The sequence below is a fragment of the Micromonospora arida genome, assembly GCF_042873195.1.
GTDB classification, from domain to species: Bacteria; Actinomycetota; Actinomycetes; order Mycobacteriales; family Micromonosporaceae; genus Micromonospora; species Micromonospora arida.
Genome location: NZ_JBIALC010000010.1, coordinates 178539 through 201285, shown reverse-complemented (window position 1 = coordinate 201285; position 22747 = coordinate 178539). Strand labels below are relative to the sequence as shown.

General features: G+C 72.8%; 20 protein-coding genes. 9 read left to right on the top strand and 11 right to left on the bottom strand.

Annotated elements, in window-relative coordinates; all coding sequences use genetic code 11:
• Window positions 1-560: 560 nt before the first annotated feature.
• A complete protein-coding gene (locus tag ACFYP0_RS26020) occupies window positions 561-2042 on the bottom strand; it encodes an aminopeptidase P family protein (protein WP_355494789.1) in 1482 nt (493 codons plus the stop codon).
• 132 nt (window positions 2043-2174) lie between these two features.
• Between ACFYP0_RS26020 and asnB the strand changes: the two genes are divergently transcribed.
• A complete protein-coding gene (gene asnB, locus ACFYP0_RS26015) occupies window positions 2175-4136 on the top strand; it encodes an asparagine synthase (glutamine-hydrolyzing) (RefSeq protein WP_091405235.1) in 1962 nt (653 codons plus the stop codon).
• 95 nt (window positions 4137-4231) lie between these two features.
• On the opposite strand, the gene ACFYP0_RS26010 is transcribed toward asnB, so the two are convergent.
• Window positions 4232-5314, bottom strand: a complete 1083-nt coding sequence (locus tag ACFYP0_RS26010; RefSeq protein WP_356979070.1) for a lytic polysaccharide monooxygenase auxiliary activity family 9 protein — start codon at window positions 5312-5314, stop codon at window positions 4232-4234.
• A gap of 289 nt (window positions 5315-5603) precedes the next feature.
• Here ACFYP0_RS26010 and ACFYP0_RS26005 point away from each other — a divergent pair, with 289 nt between their 5' ends.
• Entirely contained in the window at window positions 5604-6857 is a 1254-nt protein-coding gene (locus tag ACFYP0_RS26005) for an XdhC family protein (protein ID WP_386997906.1), read from the top strand.
• Window positions 6858-6971: 114 nt separating this feature from the next.
• Entirely contained in the window at window positions 6972-7907 is a 936-nt protein-coding gene (locus ACFYP0_RS26000; RefSeq protein ID WP_356978964.1) for a carbohydrate kinase family protein, read from the top strand.
• A gap of 122 nt (window positions 7908-8029) precedes the next feature.
• Here ACFYP0_RS26000 and ACFYP0_RS25995 read toward each other — a convergent pair whose 3' ends face one another.
• Window positions 8030-8860, bottom strand: a complete 831-nt coding sequence (locus ACFYP0_RS25995) for an MBL fold metallo-hydrolase (protein ID WP_356978966.1) — start codon at window positions 8858-8860, stop codon at window positions 8030-8032.
• The gene (locus ACFYP0_RS25990) at window positions 8857-9261 is read right to left on the bottom strand and encodes a thioesterase family protein (protein ID WP_196924354.1); all 405 of its coding nucleotides are present in this window, start codon (window positions 9259-9261) and stop codon (window positions 8857-8859) included. Before ACFYP0_RS25990 ends, ACFYP0_RS25995 begins: the two co-directional genes overlap by 4 nt.
• 127 nt (window positions 9262-9388) lie before the next feature.
• On the opposite strand from ACFYP0_RS25990, the gene ACFYP0_RS25985 reads away from it, so the two are divergent.
• Window positions 9389-10465 (top strand): phosphatase PAP2 family protein, encoded by a 1077-nt coding sequence (locus ACFYP0_RS25985; protein WP_356978969.1) that lies wholly within the window; start codon window positions 9389-9391, stop codon window positions 10463-10465.
• 27 nt (window positions 10466-10492) lie between these two features.
• Here the strand turns inward: ACFYP0_RS25985 and ACFYP0_RS25980 are convergent, their stop codons facing one another.
• The 3 genes from ACFYP0_RS25980 to ACFYP0_RS25970 all read right to left on the bottom strand — a co-directional run bounded on the left by ACFYP0_RS25980 (window position 10493) and on the right by ACFYP0_RS25970 (window position 13015).
• A complete protein-coding gene (locus ACFYP0_RS25980) occupies window positions 10493-11965 on the bottom strand; it encodes a PH domain-containing protein (RefSeq protein WP_386997902.1) in 1473 nt (490 codons plus the stop codon).
• Window positions 11966-12008: 43 nt separating this feature from the next.
• A complete protein-coding gene (locus tag ACFYP0_RS25975) occupies window positions 12009-12560 on the bottom strand; it encodes a PH domain-containing protein (protein ID WP_386997923.1) in 552 nt (183 codons plus the stop codon).
• 224 nt (window positions 12561-12784) lie between these two features.
• Entirely contained in the window at window positions 12785-13015 is a 231-nt protein-coding gene (locus ACFYP0_RS25970; RefSeq protein ID WP_124862233.1) for a hypothetical protein, read from the bottom strand.
• Window positions 13016-13256: 241 nt separating this feature from the next.
• On the opposite strand from ACFYP0_RS25970, the gene ACFYP0_RS25965 reads away from it, so the two are divergent.
• The 4 genes from ACFYP0_RS25965 (at window position 13257) to ACFYP0_RS25950 (ending at window position 17287) form a co-directional block, all read left to right on the top strand.
• Window positions 13257-14354 (top strand): AAA family ATPase, encoded by a 1098-nt coding sequence (locus ACFYP0_RS25965; RefSeq protein ID WP_386997900.1) that lies wholly within the window; start codon window positions 13257-13259, stop codon window positions 14352-14354.
• A complete protein-coding gene (locus ACFYP0_RS25960; protein WP_386997921.1) occupies window positions 14333-15334 on the top strand; it encodes a DUF58 domain-containing protein in 1002 nt (333 codons plus the stop codon). The genes ACFYP0_RS25965 and ACFYP0_RS25960 overlap by 22 nt, the downstream gene beginning before the upstream one ends.
• Window positions 15331-16281 carry a VWA domain-containing protein gene (locus ACFYP0_RS25955; RefSeq protein WP_386997898.1) on the top strand — a complete coding sequence of 317 codons (951 nt, stop codon included), beginning with the start codon at window positions 15331-15333 and terminating at the stop codon, window positions 16279-16281. The genes ACFYP0_RS25960 and ACFYP0_RS25955 overlap by 4 nt, the downstream gene beginning before the upstream one ends.
• 154 nt (window positions 16282-16435) lie before the next feature.
• Window positions 16436-17287, top strand: a complete 852-nt coding sequence (locus ACFYP0_RS25950; RefSeq protein WP_386997896.1) for a hypothetical protein — start codon at window positions 16436-16438, stop codon at window positions 17285-17287.
• Between the two features lie 434 nt (window positions 17288-17721).
• On the opposite strand, the gene ACFYP0_RS25945 is transcribed toward ACFYP0_RS25950, so the two are convergent.
• The 4 genes from ACFYP0_RS25945 to ACFYP0_RS25930 all read right to left on the bottom strand — a co-directional run bounded on the left by ACFYP0_RS25945 (window position 17722) and on the right by ACFYP0_RS25930 (window position 21877).
• The gene (locus ACFYP0_RS25945; RefSeq protein ID WP_386997894.1) at window positions 17722-18987 is read right to left on the bottom strand and encodes an acyltransferase family protein; all 1266 of its coding nucleotides are present in this window, start codon (window positions 18985-18987) and stop codon (window positions 17722-17724) included.
• Window positions 18984-19889 (bottom strand): alpha/beta hydrolase, encoded by a 906-nt coding sequence (locus tag ACFYP0_RS25940; protein ID WP_386997892.1) that lies wholly within the window; start codon window positions 19887-19889, stop codon window positions 18984-18986. The genes ACFYP0_RS25945 and ACFYP0_RS25940 overlap by 4 nt, the downstream gene beginning before the upstream one ends.
• Window positions 19890-19988: 99 nt before the next feature.
• On the bottom strand, window positions 19989-20651 hold the full coding sequence (locus tag ACFYP0_RS25935; protein ID WP_091403852.1) for a response regulator: 663 nt from the start codon (window positions 20649-20651) through the stop codon (window positions 19989-19991).
• Complete coding sequence (locus ACFYP0_RS25930; RefSeq protein ID WP_386997890.1) at window positions 20648-21877, bottom strand: sensor histidine kinase; 1230 nt, start codon at window positions 21875-21877, stop codon at window positions 20648-20650. Before ACFYP0_RS25930 ends, ACFYP0_RS25935 begins: the two co-directional genes overlap by 4 nt.
• A gap of 154 nt (window positions 21878-22031) precedes the next feature.
• On the opposite strand from ACFYP0_RS25930, the gene fabG reads away from it, so the two are divergent.
• Window positions 22032-22736, top strand: a complete 705-nt coding sequence (gene fabG, locus ACFYP0_RS25925) for a 3-oxoacyl-ACP reductase FabG (protein ID WP_091403857.1) — start codon at window positions 22032-22034, stop codon at window positions 22734-22736.
• The last annotated feature ends 11 nt before the right edge of the window (window positions 22737-22747 follow it).

Sequence of the window (22747 nt, the reverse complement as noted above, 5' to 3'; positions counted from 1 at the left end):
AGCCGGACGCTTTCAACGTTGCGGCGAGGTCACCCGCAGCGAGGTCAGCCTGGGGCGAGCCCACCCGCAGCGAGGTCAACCGCAGCGAGGTCAACCGCGGCGAGGTCAACCGCGGCGAGGTCAACCGCGGCGAGGTCAACCGCGGCGAGGTCAACCGCGGCGAGGTCAGCCTGGGGCGAGGTCAGCCTGCGGCGAGGTCACCCGCGGCGAGGTCAAGCTGCGGCGAGGTCAGCCCGCGGCGAGGTCACCCGCGGCGAGGTCAAGCTGCGGCGAGGTCATTCTGTGGTGGGGTCCCGCTGTCGCGGATGCCGCCGTCGCGGCGTGCGGATACCGCACCCTGGACACCTCGCACGCCCAACGGCGTGCGGATACCGCACCTTGAACGCCGCCGGGGCGTGATCCACTCGGCTTTCTTGAATACGCGGTGTCCGAGCGGCCGGGATAGCGCGACTTCAAGGAAGCCGAGTGGATCACGACCGAGCCCCTGGCCCGCCAGCCCTCAAAAGGGGCGGGCGGGCCAGGGGCGGGGCTTGATCCGGCAGCCCCGGCAGGCAGCCAGCTCAGCTGGGCAGGCGGGGGCCGGCTTCGCGCTGCTCGGCCAGCCAGGTCTCCACCTCGTCGGAGGTGCGGGGCAGCCCGGCCGACAGGTTGACCGCGCCGGTGGCGGTGACCAGCACGTCGTCCTCAATGCGAATGCCCACACCGCGCAGCTCGGCGGGGACCAGCTCGTCCTCCGGCTGGAAGTACAGACCGGGCTCGACGGTGAGCACGTAGCCCTCGCCCAGCGCGCCGTCGCGGTAGGTCTCCTTGCGGGCGTTGGAGCAGTCGTGCACGTCGATGCCGAGCATGTGGCCGAAGCCGTGCAGCGTCCACCGCCGGTAGACGGTCGACTTCTCGTCCATCGCCTCGTCCACGCTCACCGGCAGCAGACCCAGCTCGGACAGGCCCTCGGCGAGCACCCGCATGCAGGTCAGGTGGACGTCCTTGAACTTCACCCCGGGGCGGATAGCCTCGATGCCGGCCTGCTGCGAGGCGTACACGATGTCGTAGACCTGGCGCTGTAGCGCGGTGAACCGGCCGCTCACCGGCAGGACCCGGGTGACGTCGGCGGTGTAGAGGTTGCGGCCCTCGACACCCATGTCCATCAGCAGCAGGTCACCCGGTCGGGTGGCGCCGTGGTTGTGCACCCAGTGCAGGATCGTGGCGTGCTCGCCGGCGCCGACGATCGAGCTGTATCCGACGTCGTTGCCGTCGTGGCGGGCCCGCAGCGCGAAGACGCCCTCCAGCAGTCGCTCGGAGACCGCCCGGTCGGCCGGCAGGATCCGGGCGACGTCCTCGAAGCCGCGTACGGTGGCGTCGATCGCCTCCTGGAGTTGGCCGATCTCCCACTCGTCCTTGACCAGCTTCATCTCCGAGATGGCGATGGCCAGCTCACGGTCCCGGGCCGGCTGGCCCTCGGTGCGAGGCCCGTCGTAGGGGCGGACGGCCGCGTCCACCTGGGCGTCGAAACCGCGCAACACCCGGGTACGCCCCGGAGCCAGGTCGGCGAGCGTCGCCTCCAGGCCGGTCAGGTCGGCGGTGGGCAGGCCCAGCTCGGTCGACTTCTCGCCGAGGGTGTGCCGCCGGCCCACCCACAGCTCGCCGTTGCGGCTGCGGAAGAACTCGTCGGTCTCGCGGGAGGACCGGGGCCGCATGTACAGCATCGCGTCGTGCCCCGAGCCGTTCGGGCGCAGCACCAGCACGCTGTCGGCGTCGTGGTCGCCGGTCAGGTAGGCGAAGTCGCTGCCCGGCCGGAACGGGTAGTCGGTGTCGTTGGCCCGGACCTTCTCGGTGCCGGTGGGGATCACCAGCGTCTCGCCGGGGAAGGCCGCCGAGAGGGCCGCCCGCCGCTTGGCGTAGTTGGGCGTCTCCGGGCGGGGCGTCACGGGGAGCGCGGTGTCGCTCCAGCCCTGCCGCATGAAGGACAGGAACGCCTCCGGGAAGTCCGGATCGTGCGATTCCGTACCGTCCGTCGGCGTACCGTCGGTCTGTCCCTCGGTCATTGCGCCGCTCCCTCCGCTTCGTTGCTGGTCCCGACGGTACCGCGCGTCCGGTTGGCGGTGACGCCCCCTGGGAGTCGGGCGGATCGACGGACGGCTGCAAGGGCCGACAGCGCGCGTGGAAAGATGGCCACCATGTGCGGACTTCTGGCCTTCTTCAGCGCGAACGGCAACGCCGCCGCCCATCGCGACCACATCGCCGGAGCGTTGGAATGCCTGCACCACCGCGGCCCCGACGAGACCGGGGTCGAGGTGGTCGGCGACGCCTCCGGCCGGTACGCGGACGGCGTGTTCGCCCACAAGCGGCTGGCCATCATCGACGTCGCGTCGAGCCACGAGCCACTGCCCTACGCGAACGGCCGTTACCTGCTGACCTTCAACGGCGAGATCTACAACTACATCGAGCTGCGCGAGGAGTTGATCAGAAACTTCGGTGCCCAGTTCGCCACCGCCGGTGACGGCGAGGTGATCGTCGCGGGCTACCACTTCTGGGGTGAGCAGGTGCTCACCCGACTTCGGGGCATGTTCGCCTTCGTCATCTGGGACCGGCAGGAGCGCCGGGCGTTCGGTGCCCGCGACTACTTCGGCATCAAGCCGATGCACTACCTGGAGACCGCCGACGGCCTCTACCTGGCCTCGGAGAAGAAGGCGCTGCTGCCGTTCGCGCACAGCAACTACCAGGGCGACGCGGGCGTCGACACGGCGAATCTGAGCCACTACCTGACCCTGCAGTACGTTCCCGAGCCCGGCACCCTGCACAAGGGCATCAGCCGGATCGGCTCCGGGGAGTACCTGAACTGGACCCCGGGCGGCCGGATCGACGTACGCCGGTGGTACCGGCCGGTGTTCCGGCCGGCGCCGGTCGACGACGAGCAGAAGCTCTACCACGAGATCCGCGAGACGCTGCGGGAGAGCGTGCGCATGCACATGCGCTCCGACGTGCCGGTCGGCTCGTTCCTGTCCAGTGGCATCGACTCGACCGCGGTGGTGGCGCTGGCGCGGGAGTTCAACCCGAACATCCTCACCTTCACCGTCGGCTACGACGTGCCGGGTTACTCGGAGATCGACGTCGCCCAGGATTCGGCCCGGCACCTGGACGTCACCACGATCCCCACCAAGATCGGTCCGCAGGACATGATCGACGCGCTGCCGAAGATCGTCTGGCACCTGGACGACCCGGTGGCCGACCCGGCGCTGGTGCCGCTCTACTTCGTGGCAAAGAAGGCCGCCGAGCACGTCACTGTGGTGCTCTCCGGTGAGGGCGCGGACGAGTTCTTCGGCGGGTACACGATCTACCGGGAGCCGCTGTCGCTGGGCACCGTCAACGGTCTGCCCGGTGGTGTGCAGAAGGGACTGCGCGCGGTCTCCAAGGCGATCCCGCAGGGGGTCAAGGGCAAGAGCTTCCTGGAGCGTGGCACCACCCCGATCGAGGAGCGTTACTACGGCAACGCCCGGATGTTCACCGAGGAGGAGAAGCAGCACCTGATGCGCCGCTACGACCCCTCGGTGCGCTACACGGACGTCACCGCCCCGATCTACGCCGAGTGCACCGAACTGGACGACGTCACCAAGATGCAGTACGTCGACCTCTACACCTGGCTGCGCGGCGACATTCTGGTCAAGGCCGACCGGATCTCGATGTCGCACTCGCTGGAGGTGCGGGTGCCGTTCCTCGACCGGGAGGTCTTCGACGTCGCGGCGAAGATTCCGGTCGATCTGAAGCTGCCGCCGCGCTCCGACGCCACGAAGTACGCGATGCGGCAGGCGTTGCAGGGTGTCGTGCCGCCGGCCATCGTCAACCGCAAGAAGCTCGGCTTCCCGACCCCCACCCGGGTCTGGCTGCGTGGCGAGATGTACGAGTGGGCCCGGCACGTGCTCAGCACCTCGGGTGCGGGTGACCTGCTCGACCTGTCGTACGCGCTGCGCCTGCTCGACGAGCACAAGCGGGAGGAGGCCGACCATTCCCGCAAGGTGTGGACGGTGCTGATCTTCTGCATCTGGCACGCGATCTTCGTGGCCAAGACCCTCGACCCGGGCATCCAGCGCAACCAGTCCGCCCTGCTCACGAAGCCGGTGGTCGGTTCCATGGTCCGCTGACCCGGCCCAACGTCTCCAACATTGATCAAGAGGTTTGCGTCACCCGAGTGCTCCAGGTGACGCAAACCTCTTGATCATCTAGCCGGGGTCGGGCCTCAGCGGCCGGCGCAACTCACCGTGGGGGAACTGTTGGTTCCTGTGGAGCTGGCCAGGAAGCCGAACGTCGCGGTCCCCGACGGCGCGATAGTGCCGTTGTAGGCCACGTTCGTCGCCGTCACCGACGAGCCGGACGACGTCTGTGTCGCGCCCCAGATCTGGCTGATCGCCTGCCCGTTGGGCCAGGTCCAGCTTGCGGTCCAGCCGGACAACGCCGAACTGCCGTTGTTCGTGATCGTGACATCGCCCTGGAAGCCACCCTGCCAGGAACCCGTCACCTTGTAGCTGGCCGTGCAGGCGCCACCGGCCGGCGGCGGCGGGGTGGTGGTCGGCGGCGGGTCGGTCGGACCCGGCGTCGGCGTGGTCGGCGTGGGGGTCGGCGACGTCGTGCCACCCCGGATGCCGGTCACCTGGCCGTTGCCACCGTCGAAGACCACGTCGGAGCAGCCGAAGAAGTTCTCCTGTGAGTCCGAGCGGACCCAGCGCGAGTAGATGATGTGCTGGCCGCTCTTGCCCGAGGGCAGGTTGCCGCTGAAGTAGTAGTGCCCGTCGTTGCTGCCGACCGAGCCGCGCTGCGGCGGGTTGGTCACCGTCAGGAACGGCTCCTCCAGGTCACTCCAGGCCAGGGCCCGGGTCGGGCTCCAGCTGTTCTTCGTCACGTAGAAGTAGAACGTGCCCGGGTGGTGCGCCCAGTTGCTGTACTTGAAGTCCAACCGTGCCCCGGCGGTCAGGTGGGTCAGCGGCCAGTCGGTGCGGGGCAGGTCGTAGCCGCGGAAACCCGTGGCCCCGCCGCTGCACAGTTGCCCGTCCGGGATGAAGCCGGTGGTCCGGCCGCCAGCGTCGGAGCGCAGCACGCTGAACCAGTTGTAGAGGGAGTTCGTCCCGCTCTGGGCCACGGCGGCGGAGCACGCGGGGTTGGTCGGCCTGATCTCACCGGTCGTACTGAGGCCGTCCTGCCAGCACAGGTAGGTGCGGCTGCCGGGCGTCATCGCCGCGCCGTGCGCGGCGGCCGGCTGTGGAGTGGATGCCAGGGCGACAGCGCCGAGCGCGAGGGTCATGGCCGCGGTGAGCAACGCGGCCATACGGGAACGGTTCACGGGTTCTCCTGACTCGCGAGGGGCGCTGGCTGAGCCGCCCCGCCGCAATCGGGTGGGATGTGGCGTGATCGCCCCGCTGTCGTGAGCGGTGCGACGATCACGGCGACGTGCCCCGGCGGAAACAGCCAGTGGACGTGCGCCGTCGACGGTCCTGTCCTGGACCGGTGCCCTCGCGTCTAACCAACCCGGCAACCGGCGGTGCCGCAGCCCTCGCACCGCCCGGTACGCGTCATCCCACCACGCCGCAGCGGCCGAGCGCAATAGGCCTTCCTCGATGCATGAGAAGACCCGCCGGTCGCGGCTGGACGCCATATCCTGCGTACGGGGAGCGGGAACGGAGAGGCGGCAGCCGGTGCCGGACGTGTTCGACGAGGTGCACCGCCGGTGCGGCGACGGCGAGCCGGTCGCGCTGGCCACCGTGGTGGCCACCTGGCACTCCGCCCCGCAGCCACCCGGTGCCGCCATGGTGGTCACCACCGACGGCACGGTCATCGGCAGCGTCTCCGGCGGCTGCGTCGAGGCCGATCTCTACGAACGGGCCCGCCGTGTGCTCGACACCGGCCAACCCGAGCTGTGCCGCTACGGGATCAGCGACGACGACGCGTACACCGTGGGCCTGACCTGCGGCGGCATCCTCGACGTGTTCGTGGAACGCGTCGACGCGAGCGCCCTGCCGGCGCTGGACGCGGTCGCCGCCGCCCGCCGCAGCGGCCACCCGGCGGCGATCGTCACCTGCGTGGCCGCCGACGTCAACGACGAGCCACCCACCGACGCCGGCAGTTCTCCCAGCACCGGACCGACCGACCCGGCCCGGCGGCTCGGCCGGCGGCTGGTGCTGACCGGCCAGCGGTCCGTCGGCTCGCTCGGCGACGACCGGCTCGACGACGCCGCCAGCGCCGACGCCCTCGGGCTGCTCGCCGCCGGGCGCAGCGGCATGCTCCGGTACGGGTACCACGGGCAGCGCCGAGGCGGCGGCATCAGCCTCTTCGTGACCGCGTACGCCACACCGCCCCGGATGATCGTCTTCGGGGCGATCGACTTCGCCGCCGCGGTGGCCCGGATCGGCGCGTTCCTCGGCTACCGGGTCACCGTCTGCGACGCCCGGCCGGTCTTCGCCACCGCGCGGCGCTTTCCCGAGGCGGACGAGGTGGTGGTGCAGTGGCCGCACCGCTACCTGCGTACCGAGTTGGCGGCTGATCGGCTCGACGAGCGGACGGTGCTGTGCGTGCTCACCCACGACCCCAGGTTCGACGTGCCGTTGCTGGAGCTGGCGCTGCGCCACCCGCTGGCGTACGTCGGCGCGATGGGCTCGCGACGCACCCACGACGAGCGACACAAGCTGCTGAGCGAGGCGGGGCTCAGCCCGGCGCAGCTCGCCCGGCTCGCCTCCCCGATCGGGTTGGACCTCGGTGGTCGTACCCCCGAGGAGACCGCCGTGAGTGTGGCCGCGCAGATCGTCGCGGCCCGGTGGGGCGGCACCGGTCGCCCCCTCGCGGTGCTCGACGGGCCGATCCACCAGCCGGGGTAGCGCGCCCGTCGGTGCGTGGCCTTCGGCGCCCATCGGGCCGTGCGCTGTGCCAGCCTGGTGCCACGGAGATCGGCTCGGCGATCGGCGGCCGGTGGCGACGACGAGAGGATCGGCATGGGATACGCGGTGGTGCTCGGTGAAGCGCTCGTCGACCTGCTCGACAGCGAACTCGACGGGGAACGGGTCTATCGGCAGGCCATCGGCGGCGGGCCACTGAACGTCGCCGTCGGGGTGGCCCGACTCGGCGGTGCGGCACAGTTCGTCGGCTCACTCGGTGACGACGCGCTGGGCGGCCGGATCAGGGCCTTTCTCACCGCTGCCGACGTCGGGGTTGCCGGTGCGATCACGGTCCCGGCGCCGACCACACTCGCGGTGGTCACGTACGCCGGGCCGGAGCCGGACTTCCGTTTCTACGGCGAGCCGGCCTCTTACGGGCTGCTCGGCCCCGACGATCTGGACCGGGCGCTGCTGGAGGGCGCCGACGTGCTCTACTGCGGCTCGATCGTGCTGCTCCGCCCCGACACGCTGGCCGCCGCCCGCCGGGCCTGGGGGCTCGCCACCGGCCTGCGGGTCTTCGACCCGAACGTACGTCCCCGGCTGCTGAACGGGCCGGCCGCGCTGGAAGGGCTGCGCGAGGTGGTGGCCGAGTTCGCCGCCGGCGCGCACCTGGTCAAGCTGAGCGCCGCCGACGCGGTGCTGCTCTATCCCGGTGAGCCGGTCGAGGGGGTGGCGGCGTACCTGCGTGAATTGGGGGCGGCCACTGTGGTGGTGACGCTCGGCGCGGCCGGCGCGGTGCTGGCCGCCGCCGACGCCGACCCGGTCCGGGTGCCGGCCCCCAAGGTCAACGCGATCGACGCCACCGGCGCGGGCGACTCCGTGATGGCCGCGCTGATCGCCGATCTGCTCGTCGACGGTGAGCCGGAGGACCCGTCGGGCTGGACCGACCGGGTCGCCTTCGCGCTGCGGGTTGCCGGCCTGGTCTGCGAATTCCCGGGCGGCGCGACCGCCATGCCCACCCGCGCCGCCGTCCAAAACCGCTTCAACACCTAACCCCCCCCGCCGCCCTCACCCCACCCCCGCGCCGATCTTGCATCTTCGGTCGACGTTTGGTCCGCTTTGCTCGCCTTTGGCCCTGCACAAAGTGCAAGATCGCGGCAGCTACGTTGGGTGGGTCAGGCCGTGCCGGTCAGTTCCAGGTAGCCGCGGTGGGCGGCGACCAGGGCTGGGCGGGCCCCGAAGGGGGCCTCGGCGGCCACCCGCTCCGGCGGGGCGCTGCCGGTGTGCGCGGCCCGGATCAGCCAGGCCAGCTTCGCCAGCTCCGCGTGCTGGGCCCGGACGAAGTCGACGTCCACCGGGTCGCCGTGGCCCGGGATCACCACCGTGCGCGCGGTGGTCAGTCGCAGCAGGTCCGCGACCGCGTCCGGCCACTGCAAGGGGTACGAGTCCTCGAAGGCGGGCGGGCCGCTCTGCTCCACCAGGTCCCCGGCCACCAGCACGTCGGCGTCCGGCACGTGCACCACCAGGTCGGCCTCGGTGTGCCCCCGCCCCGGGTGGCGCAGCAGCACCCGTCGACCGCCCAGGTCGAGGGCCGTCTCGAGGTGCACGGTGTGCGTGGGGGCGAGCAGCGGGGTGTCGGCCAGCTCGGCGGCGAGCGCCGGGTGCTCCGTGCGCAACTCCTCGTACGCCTCCCGGCGCAGCCGCTCCGACTCCTCGCGGAGGGCGGTGGCGGCCAGTTCGTGCGCGTACACCGGGCGGGGCGGGTCGCCGCCCAGGACGGCGTTGCCGAAGCAGTGGTCGTAGTGGTGGTGGGTGTTGACCAGCGTCAACGGACGGTCGGTGACCGCCCGGACGGCAGTGGCCAGCTCGGTGGCCTGGGCGGCCGACGAGAGCGTGTCCACCAGTAGCGCCTCGTCGTCGCCGACGATCAGTGTGACGTTGACCCGCAGCAGCGGCTCGGCCAGCACGTGCACCCGGTCGGCGACCTCGACGAAACCGGCGTTCACGACGCCCGCCCGGCGCGTTCGACGAAGCGCCCCCGGTCGACCAGGATCCGGTCCACCCGGCCCCGGGCCACCGTCTGGTCGCCGTCGCTGACCGTGACCTCGAACGACAGCCGGCGACCGTCGACGGTCGCCAGCAGCGCCTGCGCGCGGACCGTCCGGCCGACCACGGTCGGCGCCAGGTGCTCCAACTCGACCCGGGTGCCCACTGTCGTCGAACCGGGCGGCATCCCGATCGCCGTCGCCGCGACGGTGGCCGCCTCGGCCAGCGCCAGCACCCGGGGAGTGCCGAGCACCGGTACGTCCCCGGAACCGACCGCCTGGGCGGTGTCCGCGTCGGTGACGGTCAACTCGACCTGGGCGGTCAGACCCGGTGCGAAGGCGGGCTCGGGCTGCTCCTGCATGGTCGTCAGCCTAGGTGCTCGCCGGACGCGTCGAGCACGCGCCCGACGATCCGGGCGCGGCCATCCCCGACGGTCGACGGGTGGTCCCCGTCGGTCGATGCCGTCCCCGTCGTTAACCTTGACCCCGATGGCCGTCGTGACTGACCCCCAGCCCCCCGCCCGGACCGACCCGCCCGCGTCCCCGGACGGGGGTCGTCGGCGCGTCGTCGCCATGACCGTCTGGGCGGTCGCCTTCGTCGCCGCGTGGCTGGCCATCGGGCTGCCCACCGACCCGGCGTACGCCTTCGTCTGGATCTGGCTCGCGACCATCGCCTGGAACAGCGAGCGGCCGTGGCGCAGCCACCTGCGCTTCGCCCGGGACTGGGTGCCCGTGGTGCTGCTGTTCGTGCTCTACAACCTTTCGCGCGGGTTCGCCGACAACGGGGCCACGCCGCACGCGATGGAGCTGATCGTCGCCGACCGGTTCATGTTCGGCTGGGCCACCGGCGGTGAGGTGCCCACCGTCTGGTTGCAGCAGCACCTCTACCACCCGCAGGTGCACTGGTGGGATGTCGCCGCGAGCTGGGTGTACTTCTCCCACTTCGTGGTGGCGCTGGCCGCCGCCGCGGTGCTCTGGCTGCGTGACCGGCACCGCTGGGCCGCGTACATGAGGCGCTGGGGTTTCCTCTGTGCAGCCGGCCTGGTCACCTACTTCGTCTACCCGGCCGCCCCGCCCTGGTGGGCGGCGCAGAACGGCCTGCTCACCGAGGTCGCCCGCATCTCGACCCGGGGTTGGAAGGCGTTCGGCATGCACGGCGCCGGAAACGTTCTCAACGCCGGTCAGATCGCCTCCAACCCGGTCGCCGCGATGCCGTCGCTGCACACCGCGTGGGCGTTGTTCGTGGTGCTGTTCTTCCTGACCGCCACCCGTCGTCGCTGGTGGCCGCTGCTGCTCGCGTACCCGCTGGCGATGACCTTCACCCTGGTCTACTCGGGTGAGCACTACGTGATCGACGTGCTGGTCGGCTGGGCCTACGTGGGCCTGACCTTCCTGGTGGTCGGTCTGGCGGAGCGCGGCTGGGCGGCATGGCGGGCCCGCCACCCGAGCGCCAAGGCGGCACGGCCCGCGGAGCAGCCCACCGACCCCCCGCCCGGCCAACCCGAGCCCCCAACGCCACGGGAACCAGACACCACCACCCACCCCGCAGTCCCCGCCGACCACTGACACCAGGCCCAGGGGGCCGGGGCGGGGTCAGGATTGGGTGCGGGCTTGGTGTGCTCTTGCGGTCAGGTCGGCTGCCAGGGCCCAGGCCTCTGCCAGGTCGCGGTCCTGGGCGGTGGCGCCGGAGCCGCCCGCCGTGTCCGCGTGGACGGTGGCCAACCCGAGACGGCGCTGGACAGGCCCCTGGACCACTCGCACGCTCTGGATCCGGGCGTACGGCACGATCACCAACTGCCGGGTGAGCCGCCCGGACCGGGTGGCGAACACCCGCTCGAACAGCCCCGCGCCGAACGCGGCACGGCCCAGCGGGTGCAGCCAACGGGTCCGGCGCGGCGGCGGGCTCAGCGCGAGCGTGTCGAGGCGTACCCCGGGAAGCACCTCGGCGACGATCATCGTCGCCGTCGGCAGGTCGCCGACCGGCAGGAGCCGGTCGGGCCGGTTGCGGTCGTCGGCCTCCGCGACGGAGTAGCCGGCCACCTCCAGCCGCAGCCGTAGCCAGCCCTTCATCCGCCACAGCAACGGCCAGGTGGCCCGCACGGTCTGCACCCGCTCCAGCGGCACGGTCTGCGCCCGCGTCTCCAGCAGGCCGTTGTGCACCCGCAGCGTGCTGCCGACGCGGGCCAGCCGGAAGTTCCAGTCGTCGAGGACCCGGCGGATCGGTTGCAGCAGCACACCCGCCATCGCGGTCAGGGTGCTCGCCACCGCGACGAACGACCACGAACCGGCGGTGAGGAACTGCACCACGACGAAGGCCACACCGAACGGGAGCAGGAACGCCTGCGGGGTGAGCAGTTGGCTGATCAGCAGGTTCTGGTTGCGTACCGCGTGCAGTGGCCGGCCCGGCACGGCCGCCGGTGGCGCCGTCGCACCCGGGGCCACCGCGTCGCCGGGCGCGGGCTGCTGCGCCACCCGCCCGGCCAACGCCAGCAGACGCTCGCGCAGCACTGCCGCGTCGGCCACCCCGAGGTACGCCAGTGGCGCCTCGGTCTTGCCTCCGCCGACCACTTCCAGGCGCAGCTCGGCCAGGCCGGTGAACTGGGCGAGCAGCGGCCGGACCACCTCCACGGCCTGCAACCGTTCCAACGGGATGGCCCGGGTACGCCGCCAGAGCAGCCCCTCGTACACCCGTAGTTCCCGGCCGACGACGTGGTAGCCGGTGTTGTACCAACTGACCACCGACAGCACGGTCGCGCCGAGCGCCAGCACCGCCACCATGGCGGCGAACCAGCCGAAGCCCACCCGGGACAGCGTTGACCAGGACAGCCCGGCGATCACCACGACCAGGGACTTGGCGCCGTGCAGCACCGGGCTGAGCGGGTGCAGTCGCTGCCGAGGTTCGCCCTCGCCGCCGCCCGGTGGCGCCGGCCACGGCGTGGGCGTGCCGGGCGGCACCCGCCGATCAGGTGCCGCGCCAGCGGGTGCCGAGCCAGCGGGCAGCACCGGCCCCGGTGGCGTCGGGCCGGTGGGTGGCAGGGTGCTCGGCTCGGCGGGCCCGTCGCTCATCGGAGCGGCCCTCGGCGCGGTCGGCGGCTGCCCGCGCGGGTGCTCACAGCCCCTCCGCCCGGTCCTCGCCGAGCGCGGTGAGCCGATCGCGCAGCCGGGACGCCTCCGCCGGACGCAGCCCGGGCACCCGGGCGTCGCTCGCCGCCGCCGCGGTGTGCAACTGCACGGTGGCCAGGTCGAAGGCGCGCTCCAACGGCCCGGCGCTCACGTCGACGAACTGCATCCGCGAGTACGGCACGATGGAGAGCCGGCGGACCAGCAGGCCGTGCCGGACCAGCAGGTCGTTCTCCCGCTCGGCGTACCCCCAGACCCGGACCGCGCGGACGATCGCGACGGCCCGCCACGCGCCGAGCACCAGCACGACGGCCACGGCGAGCCCGAACAACCAGTGGCCGCTGAACGCCCAGCCGGCTCCGGTCACCGCCAGCCCGATGGCGACCACGATCGCCAGCCGGATCAGCTCCACCCAGATCAGGTCGGTGGAGATGGACTGCCAGTGGACCGTGTCCGGCCAGGGCTCCAGCGGACCCCGGCCACCCGGCGCAGCCGTCAGCAGCGCTGCGGGGTCGGGCGGCAGGAGACCCGGGGGCGGCAGGTCGGGCGCGCGATGGTCGGCGGCGGGTGCCGGCCGGTGACCGGGCGGCAGCGCGCCCGGTGGCAGTGGCGCGGGCGTCGAGACGTCCGGCGCGGTGGGCTCCGGGCCGAGCGTGCCGGGTGCCGGGAACGCGCCGGGCGGCGGTTCGACGCCGGGTGGTGCGGTGGCCGGGGTGGGCGGCCAGGAAGGGGAGGTGGGGCCGGGGGAAGCCGGAGGGTCGCCGCTCACAGGTCGAGCGTAGGCGATCCGGGCACCGGAGTGACGGCACGCAGGAAGCCTCGAGCGTCGAGGAAGTCACCGAGGCTGCCCCGGTGCTGGGCGCAGGCCAACCAGGTCTTGCGCCGATCGGCGTCGTGCAGACGGGGATTGTTCCACTCCAGCGCCCAGATGGCGGCGGACCGGCAGCCCCGGGCCGAACAGACCAGGGCCTCGTCGGTGGGGGAGGGGATGCTCATCCCGGCCAGTCTAGGGCGGCGGGACGGAGAAGTTGAGCGCCGGGCGACCACGGGGGGAGCCGCCCGGCGACGGGGTGAATCGTACACGCGGCGGGCCGCTTCGTGCATACCCGCGATGCGGGATTCGGCTGCTGGGGACGGCGCGGTCAAAATCGGCTTCTCCCCACCTCGACACTCAGCAAGGCGTGCGAGTCTTGATACCGCACGAGCCGCGACGACCGACAAACGCTGTGGAGGACCGGTGGCCCAGCCGACCATGCCCGACGCCCCGACGCCGAACGGAGCGGCACCTGCCCCGGTGACCACCCCCGCGCAGGACGCCAGCCTGCTGGAGAAGGGCCTGTTCGAGATCAAACGCGTGATCGTCGGGCAGGACCGGATGGTGGAGCGGATGTTCGTCGCGCTGCTCGCCCGCGGTCACTGCCTGCTCGAAGGCGTGCCCGGGGTGGCCAAGACCCTCGCCGTGGAGACCCTCGCCAAGGTCGTCGGTGGGTCCTTCGCCCGGGTTCAGTTCACCCCGGACCTGGTGCCCGCCGACATCATGGGCACCCGGATCTACCGGCAGTCGAGCGAGAAGTTCGACGTCGAGTTGGGCCCGGTCTTCGTCAACTTCCTGCTCGCCGACGAGATCAACCGGGCCCCGGCGAAGGTGCAGTCCGCGCTGCTGGAGGTCATGAGCGAGCGGCAGGTGTCCATCGGTGGGGAGAGCCACCGGGTGCCGGACCCGTTCCTGGTGATGGCCACCCAGAACCCGATCGAGCAGGAGGGCGTCTACCCGCTGCCGGAGGCGCAGCGGGACCGGTTCCTCATGAAGATCGTGGTGGGCTACCCGACCGACGCGGAGGAACGGGAGATCGTCTACCGGATGGGCGTGGCCGCGCCCGAGCCGACCGCGGTGTTCGACACCCCGGAGCTGATCGCCCTGCAACGCAAGGCGGACCAGGTCTTCGTCCACAACGCCCTGGTCGACTACGCGGTCCGGTTGGTGCTGGCCACCCGGGCCCCGGCCGACCACGGCATGCCCGACGTCGCGCAACTGATCCAGTACGGGGCCAGCCCGCGCGCCTCGCTGGGTCTGGTCCGGGCCACCCGCGCCCTGGCGCTGCTGCGCGGGCGTGACTACGCGCTGCCGCAGGACGTGCAGGACATCGCGCCGGACATCCTGCGGCACCGGTTGGTGCTCAGCTACGACGCGCTCGCCGACGACGTGCCCGCCGACCACATCGTGCAGCGGGTGATGTCGACGATCCCGCTCCCGGCGGTCGCCCCCCGGCAGCAGGCCACCCCGCCGTCGATCGCGCCGCCGCCGGGCGCTGGCTGGCCCGGGCAGCGCCCGTGACCTCACCCACCCCTCGTCCGGCCCCCCTCGCCGACCGTAGCGAGGCCGTGCTGTCCCGGCTTCAGCTGCTCGTCACCCGCAAGCTCGACGGTCTGCTCCAGGGCGACTACGCCGGCCTGCTGCCGGGACCGGGCAGTGAGGCGGGTGAGTCCCGGGAGTACCGCCCCGGCGACGACGTGCGCCGGATGGACTGGCCGGTCACGGCCCGGACCACCACACCGCACGTGCGGCGTACGGTCGCCGACCGGGAGCTGGAGACCTGGCTCGCGCTGGATTTCTCCGCCAGCCTGGACTTCGGGACCGGGCAGTGGCTCAAACGGGAGGTCGTGGTGGCCGCCGCGGCCGCCATCACCCACCTGACCGTGCGCGGGGGTAACCGGATCGGCGCCGTGATCGGCACCGGCGGCGGGGCGTCCGCCCCGGCCCGACGGTGGCGGGGTGGACCACCGCCGTCCGGGCCCGGGGTGCTCACCCGGCTGCCGGCCCGCTCCGGGCGCAAGGAGGCGCAGGGCCTGCTGCGTGCCGTCGCCGGCACCGCCATCCAGCCCGGCCGTGGTGATCTGGGCGCCCTGATCGAGATGCTCAACCGTCCGCCCCGCCGTCGCGGGGTGGCCGTGGTGGTCTCGGACTTCCTCGCGCCGGCCGAGCAGTGGGCGCGGCCGATGCGCAAGCTGCGCGTCCGCCACGACGTGCTGGCGATCGAGGTGGTCGACCCGCGTGAGCTGGAGCTGCCCGACGTGGGCGTGTTGCCGGTGGTCGACCCGGAGAGCGGTGAACTGCACGAGGTGCAGACCGCCGACCCGCGGCTGCGGCAGCGCTACGCCGAGGCCGCCACCGCCCAACGGGCCACGATCGCCGCCGCCCTGCGCGGCGCCGGCGCGGCCCACCTGCGTCTGCGTACCGACCGAGACTGGCTGCTGGACATGGTGCGATTCGTGGCCGCGCAGCGGCACGCGCGTACCCGGGGGACGACACGATGATCCGTTTTCTGCAACCGTGGTGGCTGCTGGCTGTGCTGCCGGTCTTCGCACTCGCCGCGTTCTACGTCTGGCGGCAGCTGCACCGCCGGGCGTACGCCATGCGGTTCACCAACGTGGATTTGCTGCGTACGGTCGCGCCGAAGGGCCTGGGCTGGCGTCGGCACGTCCCGGCGACCGCGTTCCTGCTCTGCCTGCTGGTGCTGGCTACCGCGCTGGCCCGTCCCGCGGTGGACACGAAGGAGCCGCTGGAGCGGGCCACCGTGATGCTCGCCATCGACGTGTCGTTGTCGATGCAGGCCGACGACGTGGCGCCGAACCGGCTGGAGGCGGCCCAGGAGGCGGCCAAGCAGTTCGTCAGTGAGCTGCCGGAGAGCTACAACCTGGGCCTCGTGTCGTTCGCCAAGGCGGCCAACGTGCTGGTGCCGCCGGGCAAGGACCGGGACGCGGTGACCAGTGCCATCGACGGGCTGGTGCTGGCCGAGGCGACCGCGACCGGCGAGGCGGTCTTCACCTGCCTGGAGGCGATCCGGTCGGTGCCGACCGACGGCGCGGCGGGCATCCCGCCGGCCCGGATCGTGCTGCTCTCCGACGGCTTCCGGACCTCCGGTCGGGCGGTGGAGGAGGCGGCGGCGGCCGCGCAGGCGGCCAACGTTCCGGTCTCCACCATCGCCTTCGGCACCGACACCGGCCAGGTCGACATCGGCGGGCAGTTACAGCGGGTCCCGGTGGACCGGTTGGCCCTCGCCGAGCTGGCCGAGACCACCGAGGGTTACTTCTACGAGGCGGCCTCGGTGAGCGAGCTGAAGCAGGTCTATCAGGACATGGGCAGCTCGATCGGGTTCCGCACAGAGCCGCGTGAGGTGACCCAGTGGTACGCCGGTGTGGCGTTGCTGCTGGCGCTCTGCGCGGGCGCACTCAGTCTGCTCTGGTCGTCCCGGATGCTGTAGCCGGTGCGTGCGGGCGGCGGGCAGGGTCGGCCGCTGCTCGCCGGATGTGCGTTCCTCCTCCACACTGGTGCGACTTGACTATCTCAGGGGGCGCACGGTGGCAACCACGGGCAGGGAGGGCCGGCACCGGCCAAGCTCACAGACGGTGCTCACAGTGGCAGCGCTCATCATGAGCGTCGTCGCCACCGGGCTCGTCTGGTTGATACCAAACCCTGGTAAACGTCCGACGCCCGAGCCGACCGGTGGTTCCGCCAACACGAGCCCGTCCGAGCAGTTCGAGTACCAGATCAAGTTGCAGGACAGCCGGCGAGCACTTTTCGAAGGCAACGTGTATGTCACAGCCAATCGAGAGGTGGAGGTAGGCCGGTCGTTTCTGGTCCGGGTCGGGCTCTGCGGTCCGGAGGCTCGCGAGCGGGCGTGGTGTGCCAGTGAGGTTGGGCCATCGGGCGTCGGTCAGTCCCCGGCTGGGAAGGTTCTGCTCGGAGGCCGTGTTCAGGTACGCCTGGTCTCGACCGACGATCACCTCCGGGTCGTTGGTGCTGATCCCGCCCAGGACGAGCCGCAGCCGTTGACCGGTCCTGGCGACGTCGGGGTTTGGACCTGGGAGGCGGAGGCGAAGACGCCCGATACCTACACGATGTTGTTGATAGTTCGCCTCCTGGACGGACAGAGTGACAACCCGTTGGTGCCCGACGACTACCTCCCGATCGAGCTCACCGCACGGCGGGTTGCGGCCAACACCCAGCCGAGTTCTGGGGAAACCGGTGGAGGCCCGACCGTTTCTGCCTCGCCGAGCCCGCCGGCCACGAGTCAGGTGGCCGCCCAGCCCACTCAAGGCGACGCCGGGCCGTCCACGTTCGACCGGGTCGTCCTGGTCCTGGCGCAGGTGGTCGTCCCGATCGTCGTGGCGCTCATCGGAGCCGGCCTGCTGCGGAACCGCACACGTCGCCGCGCCTCTCCCGGCGGTTCTCCGTCAGCGGACCAGCCCCCAACCACCTCACCCTGAGCACCGTGGCGGGCGGTAACGACCACACCTCCGCCACCGAGTTGACGAACCGAGTCAGCGGGCGCAGTTGACGGTGTCGACGCGGCCCCTACCGGCACGGGGCAGCGTCGACCGCCGGGTGGCGCGGCTCAGCGACCGCGGCCGGCCCGGAGCGGTCAGTGACCGCCACCGGCGAGCACGAAGACGATGGCCACCCAGACGGCGGCGAGGGTGAAGCCCAGCGGGGCGACGTAGCGGCTCATGGACGGCTCCGGGTGGCGGCTGGACGGTCCGCGTGCGGGGGCGGACCGCAGGGGGTGGGGACGCGCACACGAAGTCGTGACCGGGCGGCTCCCGGCGCTCGCCCGGGATCGGGCGGCGCGGCGCACTCACCTCGGCAGTTGCCGACGTGGTGGGGAGCGGAGCGGGGTCAGCTCACCAGACTGAGTCGTGGCTCAGCGGGACTGACCATCGGCCCGGCCACGACTGGGAGGATCGCTATCTCGCACAGCGATCACCTCCTGCAAGTCGGGCGGGCCGGAACGTCGATGATCGTACACGTGCGGTGCCGGCGGAACGCACTCGGCCGACCGGCCGGCGACCCCTCCACCGCCCGGTTGGCGACGCCGCTCGCCACCAGCGCGTACGCCTCGCCGGAACGACCTCGGCTGCCCGACCCGCACCACCGTGACCAGCACCACGGCGAGCAACGGCAGCCAGCAGCAGCGCGCCAGCACCCACCCCGGACCGTCCGGGGCGGTGTGCAGACCGGGCAGGGCCAGCCCGCCGCGGGCGGTGAGCGCGGTCACCGCCACCAGTACCGGCTGGTGCCACAGGTAGATCCGGACGGCGGACCGGTTCACCTCGGTCACCGCTGCGCCCGGCAGCGGCCGGGTCAGCAGCCGGTGCAGTGCCGGCCGGGCGAGCAGCCCCAGCCCGACCTGGGTCACCGCCAGCGCCACGACCAGCAGCGACGGCGGGTTCAGGTTGGACACCCCGGCCCCGGGCACGCCGACCGCGCTCACCGGGTAGCCGAGTGCCAGCAGCGCCGCCAGCGCGACCGCCCCACCGGCCGCCAGCGTGCCGCCCGCCCGCCGGCCGTCCAACCGTCCGTCGGCGTGTGCCACACCCAGCAGGTACGGCACCGACCAGGCCGCCAGGACGGTGACCGGGGGCAGGTCGGTGCCGGGCGGCAGCAGCCGGACCGCCAGGTCGACCGCGGCCACCACGGCGACCGCCGGCACCCCGCACCGCGCCACCCCCCACCGGCGTACGGCGGCGCGCAGCGGGCCGGTCAGCGCGACCAGGATCACCAGCGGTAGCAGGAACCACAGCGGGCTGACCGCCAGCCGCAGCGCGACGGCGAGCGTGTCGTCCGAGGTGCCGAGGACGGTGGCGGCGAGCAGCACGGCGGCCCCCACACCGAGCAGCGCTACGGTGGGCAGCAGCAGCCGCCGCAGCCGCCCGGCGAGCCAACCGCCCGCGCCGCCCGGACAGCGGGCCAGCGACCGGGTCGAGCCGAACCCGGCGGTGAAGAAGAACAACCCGAGCGTCTGCAACACCCAGGTCATCGGCGCCAGGTCGGGCAGGGCGGTCAGCGGGCTGGCCTGGTGCAGCCCGCCGTCGCCGGTCAACACCAACCCGGTGACCAGCCAATGCCCCAGCACCACCCCGCCGATGGCGTACGCCCGCAGCGCGTCGACGGCACGGTCCCGGCTCACCGGGCGTCCCCGATCCGGTCGGCGTCGACGCCGCCCAGCACGATCGCCGCCACCGCGACCAGCGCGGCGCTGCCCGGCGTGAGGTAGCCGTCGTGCCCCGCTACCCCACCCACCGGCAGAGGTCGGGCACCGAACGCCGGATCACCGGGTCGCCGGCCGAAACCCAGGCCGGGCAGGCGCACCGGCGGTACCCGGCGGATCCAGTCGGTCGGCGCCTCGGCCGCCCAGAACCGCCGCCCGCCGGGCAGGTCGCCGGCGCGCTGCACCCCGGCGCCGACGCCGCCGAGGCTGACCACGTCGGCGACCTGGGACGGTGCGTCCGCCGCCGCCAGTGACACCACCAGCGACCCGTAGCTGTGCCCGACCAGCGTGATCGTCGCCGCCGGACGCCGCCCGGCCAGCTCCCGCAGCAGCGTGGCCAGCCCGGCCGCGCCGCGCCGCGCGCTGACGCCACCGGCGGCGGTCAACACCCCGTCGGGCGGGTCGTAGCCGAGCCAGGCCAGCACCGCGACCCGCGCCTTCGGGTCGGTCGCCCGCAGCTCCCGGTAGAGCTGCCCGGCCTGCACCGCCGGCGCCCGCCGGGCCACCCCGCCCAAACCCCGGTCGAAGTCGGCGAGGGTGCTGCCGACCCCCGGCACCAGCACCGCGATCCGGTCCGCGTCGGCGAGGTCGCCGAACACCTCGACCGCGCGGCCGTCACCGCGCTCGTCGAACAGCAGGAACCGGCGTCCGTCGGCCGCCCAGTCCGCGTACGGGGGGCCGGCCGCGCGCATCGCCGCCGCCGTCACGGGGTACGCCTCGACGAACCCCGCCGCCGTGGCCGGCTCGGGTCGGGTCGGCAGAACCAGGTTCACGCCGAGCAGCGCGGCCATCGCCACCCGGCTGGCACCTCGTCGTCGCATCACGTTCTCCCTCCGGAATGTCGTCCGGAGGGAGAGTGCGCCCAGGGGCGGGGCCCGGTCGTCGTCCCGCAGAGCCGTTCCCGGGCTGGCTCCACAGGGCTACTCGCCGGCGGCCACCAGACCCGTCTCGTACGCCAGCACCACGGCCTGGGCCCGGTCGCGCAGACCCAGCTTGGCCAGGATCCGCCCGACGTGGGTCTTCACGGTCTGCTCGGCCACCACCAGGTCACCCGCGATCTCCGCGTTGTTGCGGCCCCGGGCGATCAACCGCAGCACCTCGGTCTCGCGCGGGGTGAGCCCGGCCAGGTCGGTGGGGCGCGGGCGACGGCGGTCCGGACGGGCCGCGAACTCGGCGATCAGCCGACGGGTGACCCCCGGGGCGAGCAGCGCGTCCCCGGCCGCCACCACCCGCACCGCCTGCACCAGGTCGGCCGCGGGGGCGTCCTTGAGCAGGAACCCGCTGGCCCCGGCGCGCAGCGCCTCGTACACGTAGTCGTCCAGGTCGAAGGTGGTGAGGATGAGCACCCGGGGTCGCTGCGTCGACCGGTCACCGAGCAGTTTGCGGGTGGCCTCCAGCCCGTCCATGACCGGCATCCGCACGTCCATCAGCACCACGTCCGGGTCGAGGTGGCGGGCGGCGGCCACCGCCTGCGCGCCGTCGGCGGCGTCCCCCACCACCAGCAGATCCGGTTGGGCGGCGAGCAGCGCGCCGAAACCCTGCCGGACCATCGCCTGGTCGTCGGCGATCAGCACCCGGATCATCGGTCCCCGCCCTCCGCGTCGTACGGCAACTCGGCCGCCACCGCGTAACCCCCGTCGGGCAGCGGCCCGGCGGTGAACGTACCGCCCAGCGAGGTGGCCCGTTCCCGCATGCCGGTCAGCCCGTGCCCGGAGCCGCCGTCGGCGGTCGGTCGGACGTCGGCCGGGGAGTTCTCGACGCGTACCCCCAGACCAGACGGATTGGTGCGGACGGTGACCCGCACCGCGGCGCCGGCAGCGTGGCGGGCCGCGTTGGCCAGGCCCTCCTGGACGATGCGGTACGCGGCCAGCCCGACCGGCGCGGGCACCCGGTCGTCGTCCACCAGCTCGGCGTCCAGGGTCACCGGCAGCCCGGCCCGGCGGGCCGCGTCCACCATCGCGCCAAGGTCGGTGAGGTCCGGCTGCGGCGCGGTCTGCGGTCCGGTCGTCTCGCTGCGCAGCACCCCCAACAGCCGCCGCATGTCGGTGAGCGCGTCGCGGGCCGACGCGGCGATGGCGACGAACTCCGCGGCTGCCGGGGCCGGCACGTCCGTCAGCCGGTACGGGGCGGTCTCCGCCTGCACCGCGATCAGCGACATGTGGTGGGCCACCACGTCGTGCAGTTCCCGGGCGATCCGGGTGCGTTCCTCCAGCACCGCGCGACGCTCCTGCTCCCGCTCGCTCAGCTCGGCTTGCGCCGCCAGCGCGTGCCGGGACAACCGGTTACGCCGGATCAGGTCACCGACGATCGCCAGCGCGCCGAGCAGCAGCAGGACGGGCACCCGGTTGTCGGGGTCGACCAGGGTGAGCACCGGCACCGTGCTGATCGCCACCACCCAGAGCAGCACCGGCCGGTCGACCCGGGCGACGACCACCGCCAGTACCGCGATCGACCCCAGCGCCAGCGGCGGGGTCCACGGCCAGGACTGGTCGGCTGGCGCGTTGAACGTGCAGATCAGCAGGGCCAGCACGGTCAGCCGCCAGGCCAGCAGCGGACGCCGGGGAAGCGCCAGCAGCGGCGCCACTGTCATCGCCGCGAACAGCAGCGCGATCGGCGGCGCCAGGCCCCACTCGCTCTCCACGGTAAACGTGATCAGGAAGAGGCCGAGCGCGGCGAGCAGCCCGACCGGGGCGGCGTACCGGTCCAGCCGGGGCCAGCGGGCCAGCAGCGGCCGTTCGGGCCGGGCGTCCGGGCCGAGCAGGGTCTGCCGTAGGGACCGCAAGGCCACCGCGATCGGATGCCGGTTCACCACCCGGAGGCTACGGGCCGACCCGCCGCGAGGCGTGCCACCAGGGGTTGATCCCGGTGTCGTACCCCAGTGTGACGCGATCCCCGTTAGCGCTTACCTGCCGGTAACGCCTAGGCTCCGACGCGTCCGTGCTGACCATTCGCAAGGGGGAACAGTGGCCCGTACCGTGCTGGTGACCGGGGGTAACCGGGGGATCGGCCTGGCCATCGCGCAGGCCTTCGCCAAGCAGGGCGACCGGGTGGCGGTCACCCACCGCAGCGGCGAGGCACCCGACGGGCTGTTCGGCGTCCGCGCCGACGTCACCGACGCCGCCTCGATCGACGCCGCGTTCGCCGCCGTCGAGGCCGAGCTGGGTCCGGTCGAGGTGCTGGTCGCCAACGCCGGCATGACCGCCGACACGCTGCTGCTGCGGATGTCCGAGGAGCAGTTCACCGACGTGGTGGACACCAACCTCACCGGTGCGTTCCGGGTCGCGAAGCGGGCCTCCGGCAAGATGCTCCGCGCCAAGTGGGGCCGCATGATCTTCATCTCCTCGGTGGTCGGCCTCGCCGGCGGCGCCGGGCAGGTCAACTACGCCGCCAGCAAGGCCGGCCTCGTCGGTGTCGCCCGCTCGATCACCCGGGAACTGGGCAGCCGCAACATCACCGCGAACGTGGTGGCGCCCGGCTTCATCGACACCGACATGACCGCCGGCCTCTCCGGCGACCGCAAGGCGGAGATCCTCAAGTCCATCCCGGCCGGCCGGATGGCCAGCCCGGACGAGGTCGCCGCCGTGGTCACCTGGCTGGCCTCGGACAGCGCCGGGTACGTCTCCGGCGCCGTCATCCCGGTCGACGGCGGCCTCGGCATGGGTCACTAACCCTTTTGACT

What these genes read in the sequence shown, in the direction of transcription:
- ACFYP0_RS26020 (WP_355494789.1), bottom strand. Translation starts at nt 2,042, where the DNA reads ATGACCGAGGGACAGACCGACGGTACGCCGACGGACGGTACGGAATCG.
- asnB (WP_091405235.1), top strand. Translation starts at nt 2,175, where the DNA reads ATGTGCGGACTTCTGGCCTTCTTCAGCGCGAACGGCAACGCCGCCGCC.
- ACFYP0_RS26010 (WP_356979070.1), bottom strand. Translation starts at nt 5,314, where the DNA reads ATGGCCGCGTTGCTCACCGCGGCCATGACCCTCGCGCTCGGCGCTGTC.
- ACFYP0_RS26005 (WP_386997906.1), top strand. Translation starts at nt 5,604, where the DNA reads ATGCATGAGAAGACCCGCCGGTCGCGGCTGGACGCCATATCCTGCGTA.
- ACFYP0_RS26000 (WP_356978964.1), top strand. Translation starts at nt 6,972, where the DNA reads ATGGGATACGCGGTGGTGCTCGGTGAAGCGCTCGTCGACCTGCTCGAC.
- ACFYP0_RS25990 (WP_196924354.1), bottom strand. Translation starts at nt 9,261, where the DNA reads ATGCAGGAGCAGCCCGAGCCCGCCTTCGCACCGGGTCTGACCGCCCAG.
- ACFYP0_RS25985 (WP_356978969.1), top strand. Translation starts at nt 9,389, where the DNA reads ATGGCCGTCGTGACTGACCCCCAGCCCCCCGCCCGGACCGACCCGCCC.
- ACFYP0_RS25980 (WP_386997902.1), bottom strand. Translation starts at nt 11,965, where the DNA reads ATGAGCGACGGGCCCGCCGAGCCGAGCACCCTGCCACCCACCGGCCCG.
- ACFYP0_RS25970 (WP_124862233.1), bottom strand. Translation starts at nt 13,015, where the DNA reads ATGAGCATCCCCTCCCCCACCGACGAGGCCCTGGTCTGTTCGGCCCGG.
- ACFYP0_RS25955 (WP_386997898.1), top strand. Translation starts at nt 15,331, where the DNA reads ATGATCCGTTTTCTGCAACCGTGGTGGCTGCTGGCTGTGCTGCCGGTC.
- ACFYP0_RS25940 (WP_386997892.1), bottom strand. Translation starts at nt 19,889, where the DNA reads ATGCGACGACGAGGTGCCAGCCGGGTGGCGATGGCCGCGCTGCTCGGC.
- ACFYP0_RS25935 (WP_091403852.1), bottom strand. Translation starts at nt 20,651, where the DNA reads ATGATCCGGGTGCTGATCGCCGACGACCAGGCGATGGTCCGGCAGGGT.